21 protein-coding genes are annotated in these 21,463 nt (G+C 42.5%); 14 read left to right on the top strand and 7 right to left on the bottom strand.

What is annotated here, in order from left to right:
- The first annotated feature begins 2 nt into the window (after positions 1-2).
- On the top strand, positions 3-2,807 hold the full coding sequence (locus HB679_RS06280) for a hypothetical protein (protein WP_214071077.1): 2,805 nt from the start codon (positions 3-5) through the stop codon (positions 2,805-2,807).
- Here HB679_RS06280 and HB679_RS06275 read toward each other — a convergent pair.
- From HB679_RS06275 to HB679_RS06260, 4 genes are all read right to left on the bottom strand, one after another.
- Positions 2,804-3,559 carry a copper homeostasis protein CutC gene (locus HB679_RS06275; RefSeq protein WP_214071076.1) on the bottom strand — a complete coding sequence of 252 codons (756 nt, stop codon included), beginning with the start codon at positions 3,557-3,559 and terminating at the stop codon, positions 2,804-2,806. The two genes, HB679_RS06280 and HB679_RS06275, sit on opposite strands and share 4 nt — an antisense overlap.
- Positions 3,560-3,608: 49 nt before the next feature.
- Complete coding sequence (locus tag HB679_RS06270; RefSeq protein WP_214071075.1) at positions 3,609-4,628, bottom strand: N(4)-(beta-N-acetylglucosaminyl)-L-asparaginase; 1,020 nt, start codon at positions 4,626-4,628, stop codon at positions 3,609-3,611.
- Between the two features lie 61 nt (positions 4,629-4,689).
- Positions 4,690-4,914 carry a DUF2007 domain-containing protein gene (locus HB679_RS06265; RefSeq protein WP_214071074.1) on the bottom strand — a complete coding sequence of 75 codons (225 nt, stop codon included), beginning with the start codon at positions 4,912-4,914 and terminating at the stop codon, positions 4,690-4,692.
- Positions 4,915-5,001: 87 nt separating this feature from the next.
- The gene (locus tag HB679_RS06260) at positions 5,002-5,433 is read right to left on the bottom strand and encodes a DUF2007 domain-containing protein (RefSeq protein WP_214071073.1); all 432 of its coding nucleotides are present in this window, start codon (positions 5,431-5,433) and stop codon (positions 5,002-5,004) included.
- A 51-nt stretch (positions 5,434-5,484) separates the two neighbouring features.
- On the opposite strand from HB679_RS06260, the gene HB679_RS06255 reads away from it, so the two are divergent.
- From HB679_RS06255 to HB679_RS06245, 3 genes are read left to right on the top strand one after another with little or no spacing between them, the layout of a single operon-like run.
- Positions 5,485-6,441, top strand: coding sequence for a YafY family protein (locus HB679_RS06255; RefSeq protein WP_214071072.1), 957 nt, complete (start codon positions 5,485-5,487; stop codon positions 6,439-6,441).
- 51 nt (positions 6,442-6,492) lie between these two features.
- Positions 6,493-7,005 (top strand): EVE domain-containing protein, encoded by a 513-nt coding sequence (locus tag HB679_RS06250; protein ID WP_214071071.1) that lies wholly within the window; start codon positions 6,493-6,495, stop codon positions 7,003-7,005.
- Positions 6,968-7,405, top strand: a complete 438-nt coding sequence (locus HB679_RS06245; protein WP_214071070.1) for an SRPBCC family protein — start codon at positions 6,968-6,970, stop codon at positions 7,403-7,405. The genes HB679_RS06250 and HB679_RS06245 overlap by 38 nt, the downstream gene beginning before the upstream one ends.
- A gap of 95 nt (positions 7,406-7,500) precedes the next feature.
- On the opposite strand, the gene HB679_RS06240 is transcribed toward HB679_RS06245, so the two are convergent.
- The gene (locus HB679_RS06240) at positions 7,501-8,835 is read right to left on the bottom strand and encodes a dihydroorotase (protein ID WP_214071069.1); all 1,335 of its coding nucleotides are present in this window, start codon (positions 8,833-8,835) and stop codon (positions 7,501-7,503) included.
- Between the two features lie 20 nt (positions 8,836-8,855).
- On the bottom strand, positions 8,856-9,440 hold the full coding sequence (locus HB679_RS06235; protein WP_214071068.1) for an NUDIX hydrolase: 585 nt from the start codon (positions 9,438-9,440) through the stop codon (positions 8,856-8,858).
- Between the two features lie 100 nt (positions 9,441-9,540).
- Between HB679_RS06235 and HB679_RS06230 the strand changes: the two genes are divergently transcribed.
- The 8 genes from HB679_RS06230 to HB679_RS06195 all read left to right on the top strand — a co-directional run bounded on the left by HB679_RS06230 (position 9,541) and on the right by HB679_RS06195 (position 18,938).
- Positions 9,541-10,887, top strand: a complete 1,347-nt coding sequence (locus HB679_RS06230; protein ID WP_214071067.1) for a DEAD/DEAH box helicase — start codon at positions 9,541-9,543, stop codon at positions 10,885-10,887.
- A gap of 120 nt (positions 10,888-11,007) precedes the next feature.
- Entirely contained in the window at positions 11,008-11,274 is a 267-nt protein-coding gene (locus tag HB679_RS06225; RefSeq protein ID WP_214071066.1) for a hypothetical protein, read from the top strand.
- A 6-nt stretch (positions 11,275-11,280) separates the two neighbouring features.
- On the top strand, positions 11,281-11,613 hold the full coding sequence (gldC, locus tag HB679_RS06220; protein ID WP_214071065.1) for a gliding motility protein GldC: 333 nt from the start codon (positions 11,281-11,283) through the stop codon (positions 11,611-11,613).
- A gap of 9 nt (positions 11,614-11,622) precedes the next feature.
- Positions 11,623-12,030, top strand: coding sequence for a hypothetical protein (locus tag HB679_RS06215; protein ID WP_214071064.1), 408 nt, complete (start codon positions 11,623-11,625; stop codon positions 12,028-12,030).
- A gap of 113 nt (positions 12,031-12,143) precedes the next feature.
- Positions 12,144-15,572: a response regulator gene (locus tag HB679_RS06210; RefSeq protein ID WP_214071063.1), complete on the top strand. Its 3,429-nt coding sequence runs from the start codon at positions 12,144-12,146 to the stop codon at positions 15,570-15,572.
- A gap of 1 nt (position 15,573) precedes the next feature.
- Positions 15,574-16,404, top strand: coding sequence for a protein-glutamate O-methyltransferase CheR (locus HB679_RS06205; protein WP_214071062.1), 831 nt, complete (start codon positions 15,574-15,576; stop codon positions 16,402-16,404).
- A complete protein-coding gene (locus tag HB679_RS06200) occupies positions 16,394-16,981 on the top strand; it encodes a chemotaxis protein CheB (RefSeq protein ID WP_214071061.1) in 588 nt (195 codons plus the stop codon). The genes HB679_RS06205 and HB679_RS06200 overlap by 11 nt, the downstream gene beginning before the upstream one ends.
- Positions 16,982-17,009: 28 nt before the next feature.
- A complete protein-coding gene (locus tag HB679_RS06195) occupies positions 17,010-18,938 on the top strand; it encodes a response regulator (protein WP_214071060.1) in 1,929 nt (642 codons plus the stop codon).
- Between the two features lie 2 nt (positions 18,939-18,940).
- Here HB679_RS06195 and HB679_RS06190 read toward each other — a convergent pair whose 3' ends face one another.
- Positions 18,941-19,426 (bottom strand): methylated-DNA--[protein]-cysteine S-methyltransferase, encoded by a 486-nt coding sequence (locus HB679_RS06190; RefSeq protein ID WP_214071059.1) that lies wholly within the window; start codon positions 19,424-19,426, stop codon positions 18,941-18,943.
- 68 nt (positions 19,427-19,494) lie between these two features.
- Between HB679_RS06190 and HB679_RS06185 the strand changes: the two genes are divergently transcribed.
- Together HB679_RS06185 and HB679_RS06180 are read left to right on the top strand one after the other, a co-directional pair.
- A complete protein-coding gene (locus HB679_RS06185) occupies positions 19,495-20,178 on the top strand; it encodes a heme exporter protein CcmB (RefSeq protein WP_214071058.1) in 684 nt (227 codons plus the stop codon).
- A 46-nt stretch (positions 20,179-20,224) separates the two neighbouring features.
- On the top strand, positions 20,225-21,454 hold the full coding sequence (locus tag HB679_RS06180; RefSeq protein ID WP_214071057.1) for a carboxypeptidase-like regulatory domain-containing protein: 1,230 nt from the start codon (positions 20,225-20,227) through the stop codon (positions 21,452-21,454).
- Positions 21,455-21,463: the final 9 nt, after the last annotated feature.

Raw genomic sequence — 21,463 nt, 5'->3', positions numbered from 1 at the left:
TAATGCTGATTATAAAAACCAATCCGAAAATACTTTTACTGACAATACTACTGAGCGTGGCTACGCTTGCCCGTGCCCAGGAGTTTGGCGGTAATCCGCCATCTATCAGATGGAAGCAGGTAAATACACCGGCTGCCAAAGTTATCTTTCCTGCGGGGATGGATTCTATCGGATCAAGGGTGGCAGATATCATCAGCCGGATCAATCCTGCAGTGAAGCCTACCATTGGTTATAAACAAAGGCAGGTAAGCATACTGCTGCAAAATCAAACCACAGTGTCCAACGCTTATGTGGGTTTAGCGCCTTTTAGAAGCGAGTTTTATTTAACACCCGATCAGAATAGTTTCGAGATAGGCAGCTTGCCCTGGGCAGATCAGCTGGCTATCCACGAATTCAGGCATGTGCAGCAATACAACAACTTTAATGTGGGCCTGTCAAAAGCGCTGCACACCGTGTTTGGCGAAGGCGGCCAGGCCTTGGGTAATGACATAGCAATACCCAACTGGTTTTTTGAGGGCGATGCTGTTTTTAACGAAACCCATGTAAGCCAGCAGGGCAGGGGCCGCATACCTTATTTTTATAACGGTTATCGTGCGTTGTGGGCCGCTGATAAAAATTATAGCTGGATGAAGTTGCGTAATGGGTCATTGGTTGATTACATACCCGACTGGTACCCCATGGGCTACATGATGGTATCCTACGGCCGCGAAAAATACGGCGACGACTTTTGGAAAAATGTAACACATGACGCTGCATCATATCGTGGGCTTTTCTTCCCGATGCAAAATGGTATTAAGCGCTATTCAGGTCAAAATTTTGACCAGTTTACCAAAGCGGGTTTTGATCACTTTAAATCCATTTATGATAAAGATGAGCAGAACAAAGATAACAGCCCTTACGCCAGCCAGGAGTATCCCGCTTTTGTTGATGATAACACCATTGTCTATGTTAAAAGTACTTTCAAAGATCTAACACAATTTGTTATTAGCACCAATGGTGTTGAACGTAAGATCGGTACCCGCGCCGTATCGCTGGATAACTATTTTGATTACAGTAATGGTAAAATTGTTTATCCGTCGTTGCGCTCAGATGTACGTTGGGGATATCGTGATTTTAGCGAGTTGCGCTTATTAGATGTAAAAACCGGCGAGGAAAAGGTGCTAACACACCGCAGCAAATACTTCTCGCCGTCGTTGAATAAAGACGGCAGCCAGGTTGTTGCAGTTAAGGTAGATCCGTATGGTTCAAACAAGCTAGAGATACTGAGCGCTGAGGATGGTAAAGTGATTGCGGCTATTCCTAACCCGAAAAACTATTTCTTTACTTATCCAAAGTTTTACAACGAGACTCAGCTTGTAGCGCCCATTCGCGATACACAGGGTAAAATGAGCCTGGGGTTGATAGATATTAAGTCGGGAGATATTAAACCGCTATTGGCCTTTTCTTTCCAGCCTATAGCATTTCCAACCGTGCGCGGCGATATGGTTTATTTCTCGGCTACTTCCGGGGTTAACGACCGTTTGTTTGCGATGAACGTTACCACCGGAAAACTATATGCCACAGATCAAACCGGGTTGAATAAATACCAGCCAACAGTTACTGATAACAAACTTGCCTGGGTAGAATTTACGGCCTATGGCTATAAAATTAAGCAAGCAGATAATGCAACCGGCAAATGGACCGCTATAGAGACAAACAAGATCCCTGGTGGATTATCGGCATTTAATATCTCAAGTTTAGCGCGAGATACTTCTGCTGATTTATTACCAACTATCCCGAATAAACCGCAGCCGGTTACCAATTACAACAAGGCTTATCATTTATTCAATTTTCACAGCCTGACGCCTGATTTTAGTGACCCGAACTATACCGTAACGTTAGAAGGGGAGAACGTGTTGAACACTTTTCAATCTGAGATTGCGTTTAATTATAACCGCGACGAAGGCTATAAAGAATTTGGTTTCGCCGCTGCCTATGGTGGGTTGTATCCTTATATTATTGGTGGATTTGATTACACGCTTGATCGCCGTGCGTTTTATCAAGGCGTTAATATCTTTTGGAATGAAAGCGATGTGTATGCCGGCTTACAGCTGCCGCTTAATTTTAGCTCGGGCAGAAATCTGACCGGCTTAACATTTTCGTCATCGGTGCACTTTGCGGCTACTTCTTTCCAGGATACTTACCAGAAAATATTTGATATTTCTTATAGTTATTTAGATAACTCCATCATCTTTAACAATCACATCCAACAAGCACAGCAAAATATCTATCCTCGTTTTGGCGAGACTATATCATTAAACTATAAAGCCGCAATAAGTAGTTTAACTGCTACCCAAGCCACCGCGGTAGGAACTTTATACCTGCCGGGCTTGTCTACCAATCATAACCTGATCTTAACTGGTGCGTACCAGATCAAAGGGCAGGAAAACGTGATTAGTTACTCTAATGATTTTCCGTTTAGCCGGGGCTATACTGCCGAGAATTTGCATAAAATGGATAAAGCAGGCGCAGATTATCATTTCCCTATAGCGTATCCGGATGCAGGCGTAGCCAATACGGTTTATTTTATGCGGATAAGAGGTGATGTGTTTTTTGATTATACCCGGGGCAATTTTTACGTGAGTAACACTGCTTTGCAAAGCGCAGATTTTAAATCAGTAGGCGGAACTTTGTATTTTGATACTAAATGGTTTAATCAGCAATCGCTCACTTTTGGCGTACGCTACAGCCATTTGCTGGACCGTGATTTGTTTGGCGGTGCCGGACCTAACGTGGTGGAGCTAGTTTTACCGGTGACTTTCTTTTAACGATTTAACGCTTCGTTTACTTTTGCAATAACACTCCTTACGCGCTCTGCATCAGTAACCTCTATAGCATATTCGTCGCCAATGGTGCTACCCATGATAATATGGTCATTAGCGTATTGCATTTTGCTTTGAACGCGCGATTGTAGTGTGCCATGGATTTCGTGCACGCCGGTAAAAAGAACCAGGTCGGCGGCGTTTATTTCTGTTAAGCCGCTGCCTGCCATAATGGAGATACGGCCATTGGCTTGTTTAACCAATTCTGCAATGGTGCGAGATCCTTCTACGGCTGTACTTTTACCACCCGAGGTTAAGATTCGCTCAAAACCCAATTCAATGATATCTTCTAGCGCTTGCGAATAATCGGCACACATATCAAACGCGCGGTGAAAGGTTGCACCAAGGCCTGCTTTTGTCGCCATTTGTACTAATGTCCGGTTACGTTCCTTATCTACGGTTCCATCGGCTTTCAATATTCCCGTTACAATGCCATCGCAGCCCGCATTAATGCAGTATTGCACGTCAGTTATCATCGTTTCAAACTCTATATCATCGTACAAAAAATCAGCGCCACGCGGACGGATCAATATATATAATTTGATGTTTAACAATTTGCGTGCTACGGTAATTTGCCCGGGCGAGGGGGTTGTACCTCCGGCATACAGGTTATCGCATAATTCAACACGTACAGCGCCGCCTTCCTGGGCAGCTAATGCCGAAGTAATTGAATTAGCACATACTTCAAGAGCGACCATGATAAATTGGGGGTTAATTACCAGGTAAATATAAATTATTGGTAAAATACTAATCTTTTACCGTTTCGTAAAAATATTTTCCCGGGATGATCAAATCTTGTTTGTTGGCATCGCAAACGGCAAAAGTAAAACCTTTATGCAGTGCGTAAGCGCCATATTCGCCTTTTTTGTTGATGGCTAAAAATCCAACCTGTATCTCTTTTACCGTGTCCGGTTTCCGTTTAATAATACGATGGCAAGCTTCTTTACAAGCATCCTGCGGGCTATAGCCCTGGCGCATCAGTTCAACCACCAGAAAGCTGCCTACATTGCGGATCACTTCTTCGCCTACACCAGTTGATGTAGCGCCGCCAACTTCGTTGTCTACATACAGCCCCGCACCAATAATAGGGCTGTCGCCAACCCGGCCATGCATTTTCCAGGCCATACCGCTGGTAGTACAAGCGCCTGATATATTCCCTTTAGCATCAATAGCCAGCATGCCTATGGTATCGTGATTAGACTTACCGCCCGGCATCTCGTTTTCTATATTCATTACCGGCTTATACTCATGTTTTACCAGCCATTTCTTCCAGGCTTTTTCTGATTCCGGTGTCAATAATTTTTCTTTTTTAAAGCCTTGCTCAATAGCAAATTGCCTGGCGCCGTCGCCCACCAGTAAAACATGTGGCGTTTTTTCCATTACCGCACGCGCTACCGATATGGGGTGTGCTATATCTTCCATACCGGCTACGGCTCCACAATTGCCCTGCTCATCCATAATGCAAGCATCAAGGGTAACATGCCCGTCTCTGTCAGGATAACCGGCGCGGCCCACGCTGTGGTTTTTCATATCAGCCTCGGGGATTCTTGCACCGGCTTCAACAGCATCTAATGACCGGCCACCTTTTGATAAAATTTTCCAGGCTCCCTGGTTAGCGGCTACACCAAAATCCCAGGTTGATATTACGATAGGAAAGTTCGCAGCTGCAGATTTGCTTAAAACCTTTTTAGCTATAGCTGATGCTGACAGCGCGGTTAATGATGCGCTAATGGATGATACTTTGATGAATTTTCGGCGGTTGTACATTTAGGCAATATAAAAAATAGGATTTAAAGTTTTAGAGTTACAATAAAGGCTAAGGCAGAGGCTAATCTGCGTCTTTGTCCTGAGATAGGATCTCCCGGCATTTTTCCAGATCGCGCTCAAATACTTTTATTTTGTAAGCGCCCAGGGCATCGGTATATAAAGGATAAATGTTTGTGGCGTTTTCGTCCATAAAGCATTGTATACCGGCGGTTTGCAGTTTGCCTAATGCAAACTCTGCCTGCATAAAGTCCATGAAGGTATCCAGCGTTACTATTTTGTCTTCCATTGGTGAGGTTATATTTATCCCAATATAAGCAGGATTTTTGATTTGACGATGTATAGCATTGCTGCTCTGCTCAAAGTTGGTCGGAAATTAAACTACGCCGTTAGCTTTTTCCTCGCCCTGTTTAAAATTTGCGCCACAGTGTTTGCAGATCCACGTTCTTTCCAGATAGACCGGGTACGCACCAAGAAATAACGTAGAAATAGCGATAGAAAGCCAATTACGGGTAGCCGGAGCCGGGCCGTAAAAAACATCAGTCGACTGGCAAACAGGGCAGGTGGTGAGCGAAACATTTTCAACAGCTATAACTTCCTCGCCCAGCACTTGCCGGCACAATTCAAGGTCATGCTCAAATACTTTGATCTTAATGCCGCCCATGGCCTGGTTGTAAAATGGATTGGCAGACATCACGTTGTCATCGGCAATAAAACATTGGATGTCGTTAGCTTTCAGGCGACCGAGGATGATTTCAGCCTCCATTAAATCGTAATAAGAGCTTAAGGTTACTATCTTATCTTGCATAGGTATGAGATAATTTATCCAAATGTACGCAGGTTTTTTTAATTTGGCATTATGAACCGCATCGACCGTATATCTGCTATTTTGATCCAACTACAATCGCGTAGAGTGGTAAAAGCGTCTGATATTGCCGAGCGTTTTAATATCAGCCTGCGTACGGTTTACCGCGATGTGAAGACTTTGGAAGAAGCAGGTATACCCTTGATAGGCGAGGCCGGCGTAGGCTACTCCATCATGGATGGCTATCGTTTACCGCCGGTTATGTTTACTAAAGAAGAGGCTACAGCCTTTTTGACCGCCGAGAAATTTGTAGAAACTTTAACCGATGCCTCCACCGCCGCGCAATATAAATCGGCCATGTATAAAGTGCGCGCTATACTTAAGACTGCCGAGAAGGATATGCTGGAAAGTATGGACGGCAGGATAGAGGTAGTAAAAAGTATGAACATGCCCGAAATGGCAGGGGCAGATCACATTCAGCCTATTTTGCAGGCTATCTCGCAGAAAAAAGTATTGTCGCTTAATTATTTTGCCCAGCATAGCCAGGAACATACCAAACGCTTTGTAGAACCTGTAGGGATATTTTTTATGAGCGGGGCCTGGCACTTGATTGCCTATTGCCGTTTACGAAAAGCTTATCGCGATTTTAGGATAGACCGTGTTAAAAACCTGGCCACTATTGATGAACATTATACCGACGAGCATCCATCGCTAAAAGATTACATCGCCCAAAAAACAAAAGAGAAAGAATTGGATGCCGTAGTGATTTTGGTTGATAAAGACATTCATTCGCACCTGGAAAGCCAAAAATATTATAGTGGTTTTATCTCTGAAAAGCGAATTGGAGACACTATAGAAATGACTTTCTTAACCGCCTCGATGGAGGGTTTTGCCCACTGGTACATGATGTTTGGCGAAAGCGCCGAGATTATTTCGCCCGATAGCCTGCACGACCGCGTGCGCGAGATCACCGAAAAACTAATGCAGCGCAATTTTTCTATAAGCTACTGACATAGGGCTGTCAATAAGGGCACTAATTTTGTGTTATTAAACATTAATAGCATGGAAACAAATACCCGATATTGGATAACCGTAGTATCAAAAGATCATTTAGTTAATGGCATTGCCGGTGGCTTTATGCAAGCTAACCATGGCAAGGCTGGTCCGCTTAAGCGCATACAGAAGAACGACTGGATTATATTTTATTCTCCTAAACAAACTTACGCAGGCAGTGTACCCTGCCAGGCATTTACGGCAATTGGCCGCGCTGTTGACGACGACGTTTATCAGCATAAAATGAGCGAAGATTTTGTGCCCTACAGGCGCAATGTAGAGTTTTATCAATGCCGGGATACGCCCATTGCACCATTAGTAAACGACCTTGATTTTATCACCAATAAAAAATCATGGGGATATCCTTTCCGTGTAGGCTTTTTCGAGATACAGGCAGATGATTTTGAACTGATTAGGTTCGAGATGATTAAATACCCGTTGGCAACACTAAATAATAATCAAATTATAATTAAATCAACCTGTTATGACAAACATCAATTTGAAAACATCGCTCGTTATTAACGCCCCGGCGGCATTGGTTTGGAAAGCATTAACCGACCCTGAAATTGTTAAACAATACTTTTTTGGAACTCACCAGCAATCAGACTGGCAAGTTGGGAGCGATATTACCTGGACCGGCGAATGGGAAGGAAAAACCTATCAGGATCATGGTAAGATTCTGGAAATTACTCCCGGAAGCTACGTGAAATACAGTTATTGGAGTACCATGAGCGGTACCGAAGACAAGCCCGAAAACTATCAGTTTGTTAGTTACAAACTAGGTGAAAACGAGCGCGTCACCACATTAGAAATAAGCCAGGAAAATGTGAAAGACGAAGCTGCTAAAGAGCACTCAGAATCTAACTGGCAATATATTTTTGGTAAAATGAAAGAAATGGTAGAGGGTGGTGAAGTGAAGTAATAAAGTTATCATTGCGAGCGTAGCGTGGCAATCGCACGGAGAAAAGCTTAAACGCGTGCGATTGCCACGCTACGCTCGCAATGACAATAGATTAGCTACCGCTCAAAACTCAAACGCTTACCACTAATATCACTCACCAATTTACCATCGCTCCAGGCCAGGTTGCCTGATACAATGGTATGTTTAACTGATGAGCGGAAAGTAGTCCCCTCAAACGGACTCCAGCCGCATTTGTAAAGGATGTTGTCTTTTTGAACCTGCCACGGTTTATTTAAGTCGGCCAATACGAGGTCGGCAAAATAGCCCTCGCGAATGAAGCCGCGTTTCTCTATCTGAAAGCAGGTGGCAACATTATGCGCCATCTTTTCGGCAATCTGCTCTAACGTTATTTTGCCGTGATGGTACAACTCCAGCATAGCTACCAACGCATGTTGCACCAATGGTCCGCCGGATGGGGCTTGCAGGTAGGGGAGTGCCTTTTCTTCAATGGTATGCGGAGCGTGGTCTGTGGCAATAACATCAATGCGGCCGTCTAATACCGCTTTTAAAATACCATCGCGGTCATGCTCAGTTTTCACCGCCGGGTTCCATTTAATCAGGTTGCCTTTGGTTTCATAATCTTTATTGCTGAACCATAAGTGATGCACGCAAGCCTCGGCAGTAATGCGTTTATCTTTTAATGGCGTAGTGTTTTCAAAAAGATGTGTTTCTTTTTCGGTAGATATATGCAGAATATGCAGGCGTGTATTATACTTTTTCGCTAACGCGACAGCCATTGATGACGATAAATAACAGGCTTCCTCACTGCGAATTTTTGGGTGTAATCGTACCGGGATATTATCGCCCAGTAATTGCTTAAAATGCGCCAGGTTGCTTTGGATGGTCGCTTCGTCCTCACAATGAGTGGCAATCAACATGGGTGATTGCGAGAACAAATGTTCTAAAGTAACCGGATTATCAACCAGCATATTCCCGGTTGATGAGCCCATGAAAACTTTGATACCACAGACATTTTTTTCGTCGGTACGCAAAACTTCATCCAGGTTGTTGTTAGATGCACCCATGAAGAAAGAGTAATTAGCGAGCGAGTTTTGTGCGGCTATCTGGTATTTATCTTCCAGTAATTCTTGGGTCAGTGCATTAGGCACCGTATTGGGCATCTCCATAAAAGAAGTAATGCCCCCCGCCACCGCCGCACGAGATTCGGAATGAATATTAGCCTTATGTGTCAGCCCCGGCTCGCGGAAATGAACCTGGTCGTCAATAGCGCCGGGGAACAGATATAGCCCCTCGGCATTGATCACTTTATCGGCTTGTGCATCAATATTTGGCGCTATCTTTTCGATTAGGCCATCCTTTACCAATATGTCGGCTACAAATTGCTTATGCTCGTTAACTATAGTTGCTGCTTTGATGAGGATGGATGCCATGTTACAAATATATAAATGCTCTACCTTTTATCTAACTCAAAAATATCCGGATACGCTAATGCCGCTTTCAAAATAAAATTCAAAGAGTCAGTTACCCAGATTTCGCCATTGATGGCCATCTTCAAAACCTCGGGAGCGGGTTTGGTTATGATCTGTATGTCTTCGGTAGTGTCCAATTTTTGTGTTGAATTAAACTCAGCATCAAACAAAATAAAACCATAGGTTACCTGGTTAAGCTTAGTGGGGTTGTTGGCAATCTTTCCTAAAGAGATCAATTGATCGGTAGATGCTTTAACGCCGGTCTCTTCTTCCAACTCGTTTACTGCCGACTCTAATATGGATTTGTTTTTTTGCTGTATACCACCGGGCAGCTCAATCAGCACCTGCCCCAGAGCGTGTTTGTACTGTTTTACCAATATCACTTCTTTGTTTTTAGTTACTGCAAGCACCTGTGCTACGTCTCCCAGGGGAGAGTAATAATAGTCGTCAATAATAGTACCGTTAGCCAGTTTAACGGTATGCTTTACCAGCGGGAACCATGGACTTGGTGATATATCTTCTTCTTTAATTAAGGTCCATTTTTGTATTTCTCTATCTGCCTGCATCGGGGTAAAAATAGAGGTTTTGTAATCAATATTGCTATAGTAAAAAAGCTTTCGGCTTTAACCTTTCGCCTTTCGCCTCAAAGAAACCTATCTTTGCGGCATGGCAGCAACCTTTGAGGATTTTAAATTTAACCGGCAAATTTTAAATGCCATTGCCGATGCCGGCTACACCGAACCCACGCCCGTACAGCTAAAAGCTATGCCGCCAATTTTGAACGGGCAGGATGTTATGGGTATTGCGCAAACAGGTACCGGTAAAACCGCGGCCTATGTATTACCTATCATAATGCGGCTAAAATATGCACAGGGCGACCACGCCCGTGCGCTTATTATAGCGCCAACCCGCGAGCTGGCGATGCAGATTGAGGAGAATGTAAAAGCGTACGCTAAATATACTGATTTGCGTATGGTTTCTGTTTACGGTGGCCTTGGCCCTAAAACACAGATAGAAAATATCAACAAGGGTGTAGATATCATTGTGGCAACGCCGGGCCGTTTCATGGACATCTATTTGGCAGGCCATATCGTTACTAAAACTTTACAGGTATTAGTTCTGGATGAGGCGGACAAGATGATGGATATGGGCTTTATGCCGCAAATCAATCGCATACTGGAAGTAGTACCTGTTAAAAGACAGAACCTGCTGTTCTCTGCTACGATGTCTGATAAGATACATCAGTTATCGGGTAATTTTTTGGAGTTTCCTACGGTGATAGAAGTTACCCCGCAGGCTACTCCGGCACAGACTGTTGAGCAGAAGGTTTTTCATGTACCCAACATGAAAACCAAGATCAATCTGCTGCGCGAATTATTGAAAGATGAAGGCGACATTACTAAGCTAATGATATTCTGCAAAACCCGCACCGCGGCAGAGGACGTTTACAAATTTTTGTTACGCAAATTTGGTGAGGGCGAGGTGAGAGTATTACACGCAAATAAAGGGCAAAACACGCGCATTAACTCCATGAACGCCTTTAAGAATGATGACGTAAAGATTCTTGTAGCAACCGACGTGGCATCGCGCGGTATTGATGTGAGTGATGTAAGCCACGTGATAAACTTTGATGTGCCTGTAGTCATTGAAGACTATGTGCACCGTATTGGTCGCACCGGCAGGGCATTGCAATCGGGCACTGCTATCACTTTTTGTAATCCGGCTGAGGAATATTACCTCAATAAAATACAGAAGTTGATTCGCCAGACTATCCCTGTTTTCGCTATTCCTGCAGAAGTTTTTATAGAAGAAACACCGTACGAAGAACGCCAGGATCAGGCCAAAGAGGTCGATATGCAAAAACGCCGCGATGACCCCGACTTTAAAGGTGCCTTCCATGAAAAGAAAACTTTGAATCAGCGCAAGAAATTTGATGCCGAAAAAGCAAAGCGCGTAGGGCAGGTAGGTCAGGTTAAAAAATTTAAACCTAGAAATTTTAAAAAGAAACATTAAAATACAACAGCTTGTCATTTCGAGCGGCAGCGAGAAATCTATACATATGCTGATTACTGTTCTGTGTATAGATCTCTCCCTACGATCGAGATGACAAATAGAATAGAGATTTCAATCATAATGAAAATAAAAATTACCCCGCTAAATTTTGCCACTGCCTTTTTCCTGTTTCTTTGCGTATATACCTGGATATACGGTGCGGCCGTTACCGGCCTGAAATATCCGCATTTGAGTGGCGCCATCAGTCTTATTTTTCTGCTATTTGCTTTTGTAGTGTCATTTATGGATATAATGTTCCGTAATTTCTTTCCAGACACCAAAAAGTTATGGCTCATTGAGCTAAGCTTTATAACTTTGGCCGCTATAATATTTTTAATTGTTAAATAACATTCAATGAAAACCGCCGAGATAAAAGTTACCGTACAACTTGACGACAATAACGTTCCTGAAAGCTTGCTTTGGGAATCAACAGATTCTGACAACAAAGAGGCGGTGCCTGTAAAATCAATGATGCTGGCCCTTTGGGATCATAACTATAAAAATGCTATGCGTATTGATCTTTGGACAAAAGACATGTCTGTCGACGAAATGAAGATTTTCTTCTTTCAAACCCTGATGACCATGGGCGACAGCTTTTTGCGCGCTACGGGCGAGAAAAATATCATCGAGGACCTGCGCGACTATTGCGACCACTTCGCCGAGAAAATGCAAATCCCAAGAACCTAATATTACGCTATGCGCTTACCCTCATTAGTATCGTTTATAGGCTTTGTGCTATTAATGGCCGGTACCTGGTGCCCGTTATTGCGCCCGTTCCATTTGTTTAATATGGATGTATATGACCTTAACCGTCCGTATGGTATGGTTATCCTGTTGATCTCTGTAGTAGGCATTTTAGGAGTGATACTAACCCGCGTACAGTTGGTGCGCTTAACCGGCTGGATTTCGTTAGTGTTGGTGTTCGCATTATTTGTAGCAGCTTACCTGAAAGTGCATACCAGCTTTAGTTTTTTGCCCTTCAAATCTATAGCCGGTTTTTTAACCAGCCAGATCAAATTTAAGTGGGGATGGTATTTATTATTCGTCGGTCCGATTCTTGCTCTGGCCGGTTCAATGGTGAAAACCTCAAAATATTCGCGTTAGCTCTAATTGTTAATAAACAGCGTCAACAATAATCAAATTGCGCTGTTTTAACATCTTTGGCTTTTAAATCAGCAAAACTTTTTTTACATATTTGTAAACCAAACTATCTATAGATGCTCAAATTGTCTTTTAGGAACCAGGTATTGGCCGGCTTTGGCGTTTCCATAATACTGGTATTTGTTGTCGGATTTTTATCCTTTAATAGCATCACTCAGTTAGAGGATGATACCGTAATGGTTGATCATACTCAAAAGGTGATCAAGACATCCAATAATTTATTGCAAATGTTAATAGATGCCGAAACCGGCATGCGTGGCTTTGCAGCAACCGCTAAGCCGACCTTTTTAGAGCCATATAATGCGGCTTTACCTAACATTCATACAGACCTGGAAGACCTGCGTAGTTTAATTCCGGATAATTCTATACAGGTAAAAAGGGTAGAAGCGCTAACCCAACTGGTAAACTCACAACTGAATGTGTTGAAAGACAATATTGAATTGCGTAATACCAAGGGTTTAGATTACATGGTGCAAAACAGTACACTGGCTGCCGGGAAACATAATATGGATTCTATTCGCCGGGTGCTGACCCAAGTGGAAGAAACAGAGAATATTCTGCTTGCCACGCGCAAGGCCAGCTCTGAGAAGGCATCAACCAACGCAATTGTTTTTATTGCAGTAGGTTGCGCAATATTCCTGGTGATTATTTTAATGCTGTTTTACTATATCCAGAAAACATTTGCCGAGCAGAAAAAGATCGAAGACGAAATAAAAATCACCAACATAGAGCTGGAAAATGTATTGGCCGAAAACGAGTCTCAAAACTGGCTGCTAACAGGTACCGGTTTATTGAATGAGAAAATGCAGGGCCAGCAAAGCGAAAAAGAGTTGACCGAAAATATTTTAGCAGAGGTAGCAAATTATACGCGCGCATTAACCGGAACCATTTATTTATATAATGATAAAGAAACACGCCTGGATTTATACGCCACTTATGCTTTCTCTAATTTAACGTTTATAAAAAATACCGTAGCATTGGGCGAAGGTTGGATAGGAGAGGTTGCGCGTAGCGGTAAGTCGGTAGTAGTGAAGGGGAAACTTAACGATAAACTGGAACTGCAGTCGTCTATATTATTAGATGGTAACATAGAAAGTTTTATCCTGCCGTTCTTTTTCGACAAAAAATTGAAAGGCGTGATGGAGGTTGGCTATCGCGATGGAATTAACGACCAGATCAAAGATTACCTGACATTGATTGGTAACGACATCGGCATCTCTGTAAATACCGCACAGGCCCGTACTATCATGCATGAACTGTTTGAAGAAACACAACAGCAAGCAGAAGAATTGGCTGCGCAACAAGAAGAAATGCGCGTTACTAATGAAGAACTGATGAACAAAACGGAAATGTTGGAAGCATCAGAAGAAGAATTGCGTGTACAACAAGAAGAGTTGCGTACCATCAATACCGAACTGGAAGAAAAAGCCAGTTTACTGGAAGAAAAGAACCAGGCTATTGAAGAGGCCCGCGCGGCCATCAATGCCAAGGTAGAAGAGCTTGAAACTACCGGTAAATATAAATCAGAGTTTTTGGCTAACATGAGCCATGAGCTGCGGACACCGTTGAATAGCATCCTGGTGTTGGCGCGGATTTTAAAAGACAATAAACCGGCTAATCTATCAGAAGATCAGATTAAATATGCCAGCGTAATATTTAACGCAGGTAACGATTTGCTGACACTGATTAACGATATTCTGGACTTGTCTAAAATAGAATCGGGCAAGCTGGATATGCAGAACGAGGATATTAAAATTTCAGAGATCCTTGCCGATATGGAAAGCCTGTTTGCCGAAGTTGCAGCTCATAAACAGATTCGCTTTACTACCAGTATTCAAAACTCGCCAGAAACTATCTTTACCGATAAAGTAAGAGTTGAGCAAGTGATTAAGAACTTGTTATCAAATGCGTTTAAATTTACGCCGGAGCACGGTGCCATCGCTATTAACGTTGAGCCTGGCAGATCTCCCGAGACGATTAGCTTCGCTATAAAAGATACCGGTATTGGTATCCCTGCTGATAAACAAAAGATCATTTTTGAAGCTTTCCAACAAGCAGACGGATCCACCAGTCGCAAGTATGGAGGCACAGGTTTAGGCTTATCTATCAGCCGCGAACTGGCAGCATTGCTAGGTGGTGCTATTACTTTAAGAAGTAAGCAGGGCGAGGGCAGCGAGTTTATCCTGACCATCCCGCTACAGGCTAAAGCTGTGGAAGTTGCTGGAGATGACACCGTTCCGACTGTTGAAGGTTTTAAACCTACACCTACCTTTAAACCACTACCTAAAGCGGTGAAGAAACATGACCGGGACCCGTTAGTGGTTATTGTGGAGGACGATAAGAACTTCGCTACCATTCTGCAAGATTACTCGCGGGATCATGGTTATAAATCAGTGATTGTAAACGAAGGAACCAATGCGGTGCAAATTATTAAAGAGAATCTGCCCGATGCGGTGATATTAGATATTATGCTGCCCGGCAAAGACGGTTGGCAGATACTAAAAGAACTGAAACAGGATACTGAAACTGCCGATATCCCGGTTCACTTAATGTCGGCGGGCGACGCTACCGCTAACCGCGTGCGTAAAGAAGGTGCCATCAGCTTCCTGAAAAAGCCGATAGATACCGGTACGTTGGATAAATTATTTGGCGATATCATGGCCAATAGCGGTACTCAATTTAAACAGATATTATTGGTTGAAGATCATAAAGCGCAAAGCCAGGCTTTGAAAGACATGATGCAAGCTAATGGTATTACGGTAGATCAGGCTTTTGATGGCGAGTCGGCTTTCCGCATGCTGCATAATAATGATTACCAATGCGTAATTCTGGACCTTAATTTGCCTGATATTTCCGGATTGGATTTATTGGATAAAATTAAAGAGGTTGAGCGTTTTTCATCATTGCCGGTAATTGTCAATACTGCTATGGAGTTAGACAAAACATCAGTTAGCCGTTTGATGAAATATGCAAATGCAATGGTGGTTAAAACAAATAAATCGTCTGATAGGTTAATTGACGAAGTGAATCTGTTTTTAAATAAAATTAGTACTACAAGCCCTCAACAGGGAAATACAACAGCGAAGATTATGTCTAAAGGCAGCGAAGGAGTTAAAGGCAAAAAAGTATTAATAGTTGATGATGATATGCGTAATATTTTTGCATTAAGCAGTGCTTTGCAGAGTTACGATATGGTTGTTGAAATTGCCAACGATGGTGAAGAGGCTTTAGAAAAACTGCATGAAATACCTGATGTTGATATTGTACTAATGGATATCATGATGCCTAAAATGGATGGTTATGAAGCCACCCGTGCTATACGCAAACAAGGTAAATGGGCGCGCTTGCCGGTTATTGCTTTAACCGCAAAAGCCATGAAGGACGATAGAGAGAAATGTATTGAGGCTGGAGCTAACGACTATATAACCAAACCGGTTGATATGGACCGTTTAATAGCTTTAATGCAATTATGGTTAGATAAGTAATATGCATGTTGCCGCCGAGACTATAACTACCCCACAAATAACCGAGATCATAGACCTGGTAAAGAAAATTTACGGCTTTGATTTTAGCAGTTATACCAAGGCCTCGTTAAAGCGCAGGGTTACACGCATTATGCAGTTAAAGAGGCTGCAGTTTTACGACCTGAAACATGTATTGGTAAATGATAAGGGTTTCTTTCAGCATTTTCTGGAAGAAGTTACGGTGAACGTTACCGAAATGTTTCGTGATCCATCGTTTTACCGGGCTTTTAATGAACAGGTAATTCCCTATTTATCATCATATCAACACACTAAGATCTGGTGTGCCGGCTGCTCATCCGGCGAAGAAGCTTATTCATTAGCCATATTGCTGAATCAGGCCGGCCTCCGCAAAAAAGCATTTATCTACGGTACTGATATCAATACCGAATGCCTGAAAGAGGCCCGGAAAGGTATTTATAGCCTGCGTAAAATAAAAAGCTACGCAGAAAACTACCAGATGGCGGGTTTGGCAGGGTCAATAACAGATCACTTCACTATTATGTATGATGCAGCATCAATACATGCCGAATTGAAACAAAATACTTTATTTTCCGTACATAACCTGGTATCAGATAATGTGTTTAACGAGTTTCAACTGATAAGTTGCCGTAACGTATTTATCTATTTTGAAATAGAATTACAGGAAAGGATTCTTGATCTTTTTTATAAAAGCCTTGCCCCGCTTGGTTTTTTATGTTTAGGTTCAAAAGAAACTATCCGTTCTGACAGTTTCAGGAAAAAGTTTAAGGTTATCAACCAAAAAGAAAATATATACCAAAAAATTGGCTCTTGACCCATATATCATAGAACGCTGGCGCAAATCTGATTTGTTGTTGCTGGGTGGCTCTGCAGGTTCGTTTAAGCCGATTTACAGCGCTGTAAAAGCGTTTCCCAAAAACCTCGATAAAGCAGTACTGATTGTCATCCACCGAAAAAAAAATTTTTTTAGCGAAATAGAAAAACTGTTTGCAGAAAGTAGCCGTATGTCACTCAGGGAAGTTAGTGACAAAGACGTAATTAAGAACAATACAGTTTACATTGCGCCGGCAAACTACCATACCCTAATTGAGAAAGACAGATCTTTTAGTTTAGACGTGTCTGATGCTGTATGGTATTCAAAACCATCAATTGATGTAGCTTTCGATAGCGCTTCTGATATATATTGCGAAAAATGTACTGCGGTGCTGTTTTCAGGAGCTAACCCGGATGGAGCAGAAGGATTGTTTAAATTGCGCAAAAACGGAGCGCTTACTATAGCGCAAAATCCGTTGGAGGCTGAAATGCCTGAAATGCCGCAATCTGCAATTAACATGGAAGCTGCGCAGTACGTGCTGAATACTAAAGAAATACTGGAACTTTTTCAACTATAATTTTTTTCAAGACCCCTAACTGATTATAATGCCGACCCCCATTAATGTTCTTATAGTTGATGACCGCCAGGAGAATATCATAGCGCTTGAGGCACTGTTGGATCGAAACGATATTAAGATATTTTCTACTACATCTCCTAATGATGCGCTTAAAATAGCTTGGGAAAACAATATTGCCATAGCTTTAGTTGATGTTCAAATGCCAGAAATGGACGGCTTTGAGTTTGTGGAGATGTTGAAATCAAACCCGCGTACCAAAGATATCCTGGTGTTGTTTGTTACCGCAATATCAAAAGAAACCCGCTATGCTGTAAAAGGATTAGGTGTAGGTGCAGTAGATTATTTATATAAACCGCTTGATCCGTATATAACATCGGCCAAGGTTGACTCATTTATACAGCTGGCCCGTGCGCAGGCAGACTTAAAGTTGAAAAACGAAGAGCTGGAAAATTATGCCATGGTGGTTAAAAACTCGGCTGATATTATTTGTACGGTTGATGCTGAAACTTTGCGCATAAAAACTATTAATCCTGCCGTGGAAACTATTTTAGGCTACCGGCAGACGGAGCTTATCGGTAAAAGTATTGTCGACCGTGTAGTTGACGAAGATAGAGCGACTTTTCGTAAACGACTTGGCGATATCCTTAAAGAAAACTTAACCATGTCGGTTTTAGATTGCCAGTTTGCAACGTTTTCTAAAAATCCTATCTCGGTTGAGTGTCGCGTGGCTTATCGCAACAAAATGTTGTTTTTTAATATCAACGATGTCTCACCGCAAAAAAGTTACGAAAACCAGCTGATTAAATCTAAGGAAGCGGCCGAAATTGGAAAAAAAGCTAAAGAAACGTTCCTGGCTAACATGAGCCATGAGCTACGTACGCCCATCAATGGTATTATAGGTATAACATCGCTCCTGCGTAAAACGCCGCTTACAGATCAGCAAAACGGTATGGTAGATATGTTGGATGTATCGTCGCAATCTTTGTTGGGGGTAATTAACGACGTTTTAGATATCTCTAAAATAGATGCTGGTAAATTCAGCATCATCCGCTCTCCAAAGAAAATCAGAGACCTGGTACAGTCTGCTTACAGGTTGCTGAAGTTTAAAGCAGACGAAGAGCACATTGAATTTTTCTTGCACGTAGATAACGAGATTCCGGAATACCTGATAGTCGACTCATTAAGGTTAAATCAAATCTTAATGAATTTACTGAGTAACGCCATCAAGTTTACCAAACGTGGTCATGTAAAGTTAAATGTGACACAATTAGCTAAAGAATCAGATAAAGTTAAGCTGCAATTTATTGTTGAAGATACAGGCATAGGCATACCCAAACATCGCCTTAATGATATTTTTGAATCATTTGAACAGGCTGACGATGATACGGCTAACAAATATGGCGGCACAGGCCTGGGTTTGGCTATTGTTAAAAAATTGATTGAGTTAAAAGGCGGCGAACTAACCGTCGACAGCCGCATCGGGAAGGGTAGCATATTTACGTTTACCAACTGGTATACCGTTGCTGCTAAGCCTGCAGAAGAGGCGGTAAAGAAGGCCACAAGCGAACTTGCACCATTTGAAGGTATTAGTATTTTGGTAGCTGAAGATAACCTGGTAAACCAATTTATGCTTTCAAAAATACTTAACGACTGGAAAGTAAAAGTTGAAATGGTGAATAACGGCCATAAGGTTTTGGATAAGCTTAAAGAAAATAACTACGACCTGATATTGATGGATACCCACATGCCTGAAATGAATGGTTACCAGGCAGCCCGCAAAATCAGGATTGATTTTGAAGAGCCTAAGCGCAGTATCCCAATCATTTCGCTATCGGCGGCTACGTTTGATCATGAACAACAAGAGGCTTTGGCATCAGGTATGAACGATGTGTTGTCGAAACCCTTCGTCCCGGCGCAGCTACATGAAAAAATGGAAAGATTATTGAGCCGAATCTAAAGCTAAAATTCAAGCCTGGTCTGGCCAATACCGGCTACTTTAGCTTCGTGCTCCAGTAGCCATTTTTTACGCCACAGTCCGCCTGCATAGCCGGTAAGGCTTCCGTTCGATCCGATTACACGGTGACAGGGTACAACTACCCACAGATTGTTCCGGCCATTGGCAGCTGCAATAGCACGTATGGCCAATGGGCTGTTCATGCGTAAAGATTGCTCGTTGTAGCTGATGGTTTTGCCGTATTCAATCTTTAATAATTCCTGCCAAACCTGCTGTTGGAAATCAGACCCGGACTGTTTTATCGGCAGGTCAAAATCACGCCGCGTGCCCGCAAAATATTCATCAAACTGCTTTGCAATTTCTTGAAGTAGAGGCGATGATGGTTCTGTAGCTTCGCGCTCCTCATCCAAAATATGTACCCGGCTAATAAAACCATCGTCCTCTGCAATCATGGCAATGCCTACCGGCGTTTTGTAATACATTACTGGCATACGGTAAATTTAAGGCTCTTTTTCGCTAATCGGCAATTTAAGACGCGCTAATTACTATTTTTACACCGATGAAACTTTTTGACCAAACGTGGGAGCTTTTTAAAAAAGAAGTAGTGCTGGAGTGGCGTTCAAAATACGCTTTCAACGGTGTATTGCTTTACGTGGTTTCAACAGTGTTTATTTGCTACATCTCATTTACGCTTACACCGGGCTTCGAAAAAAGCGATGGTTATAAAGTTGTATGGAATGTTTTATTCTGGATCATTATTTTGTTTGCATCCGTAAATGCTATAGCCAAAAGTTTTTTGCAGGAAAGTAAGAGCCGGTTGCTTTATTATTATTCCATAGCCAGCCCGCAAGCCATCATTTTATCAAAAACTATTTACAATATTTTACTGATGTCATTGCTCAGCATCCTGGCGCTGATAGTATATCTGCTGTTCTTCACCAATACCATCGGCGATCCGCTGTTTTACTTCCTGGTGGTAATATTGGGTAGTTTAAGTTTTTCGACAGTATTTACTATGATATCGGCCATTGCGTCAAAAGCAGGTAATAACGGCACACTGATGGCTATATTAAGTTTTCCGGTTATCATCCCCGTTATTTTGATTTTGATCCGCCTGAGTAAACATGCTATGGATGGCCTTGATCGTAGTTCAAGTTATGGCGATATAGGCGCGCTGTGTGCCATTAATGTCATTGTTATGGCAACAGCTTTGCTACTGTTTCCGTTTTTATGGCGAGATTGATAATACCTTACGCTACCATGCGTTAATTACATTTTAAAACTAGCTGATGAAATTGTTGAGGATATTTTTGTTGATGATGATGCCCGCTATAAGCTGGGCGCAAAGTGTTACTATTACCGGTAAAATAACAGCTGCAGATACCAAAGCTGCGGTAGCAGGCGCGAGCGTGTTTTTAAGCAACTCGTCATTCGGTACCTCAACCACCAAAGATGGTACCTTTATTTTGAACGGCTTAAAGCAGGGGCAGTATAACCTGGTAGTTAGCTCTGTAGGGTATGAAGATCAGGTACAGGTGGTATCTATCAATGATGCGGCAGTTACTTTGAATGTTGAACTCCAGCCAAAAGTAAATGAACTGAAAGAGGTTACTATATCCACCATGTCAAAGTCAGACAAAAGGGAAGCCCTTGAACAGTTTAAGCAAGACTTTATTGGTACCGATGCCAATGCTGCCGACTGTAAAATATTGAACCCTGATGTGTTAAATTTTGCTTATCATCAAAATAAAACTGTACTGGAAGCTTATGCAGACCAATTCCTGGTGATAGAGAATCATGCGTTAGGCTATCGAATAAAATTTCTGCTTAAAAATTTCAGAAGCGAGTTGCAGTTGGGAAATGTAGCCTATGCCGGCAGCCAGGTTTTTGAAGAAATGAAAGCCAGCAAATGGCAGCAAAAGAAATGGCAGCAAAAACGCGATGAAGCCTATTACGGCTCGGCCATGCATTTTTATAGATCGTTATTTAAGGATAGCCTGGAAGAAGGCGGTTATCGGATTTATAATCTATCGCGCGACGTAAATGAATTTAGGCCGACAGATAGCGAGATTGAGGCGCATATAGCCAAAGCAAGACAGCTGAGTCCGGATTCGCTGAAATTTTGGAACGCAGCAGCCCGGAGTTCGCGCTATGCCAATCAAAAATTTCACGGCCGGTTTAACGTAAAGGATATTCTGAAATCAACCGTCAATCCAAACTTAAAGGAGTTGACATTCCCCAACCATCTGTACGTGGTTTACACCAAAAAATGGGAGGTGAATTATTATAAAGAAGTTTACCGCAGCCCCGGCGATTTGAACTATCAGACCACTATTGTGAGTTTGATCAATGATAACCGTTCTGTAATGATCGACAAAAACGGAACTGTAGTTGGCAAGAGCCCGTCGTATGAAGGATCGTGGTCGCAAGCGCGCCTGTCGGTGTTGTTACCGGTAGATTATACACCCTATAGCACCCAAGACCAGTTCCTGGAAAGCCAGACATTAAAACGAGATTAAAATCGCGGG

The organism is Mucilaginibacter sp. dw_454 (assembly GCF_018449775.1).
Lineage (GTDB): Bacteria > Bacteroidota > Bacteroidia > Sphingobacteriales > Sphingobacteriaceae > Mucilaginibacter.
The sequence above is the reverse complement of the archived record's forward strand: the minus strand, read 5'-3'. Positions and strand labels throughout refer to the sequence as shown.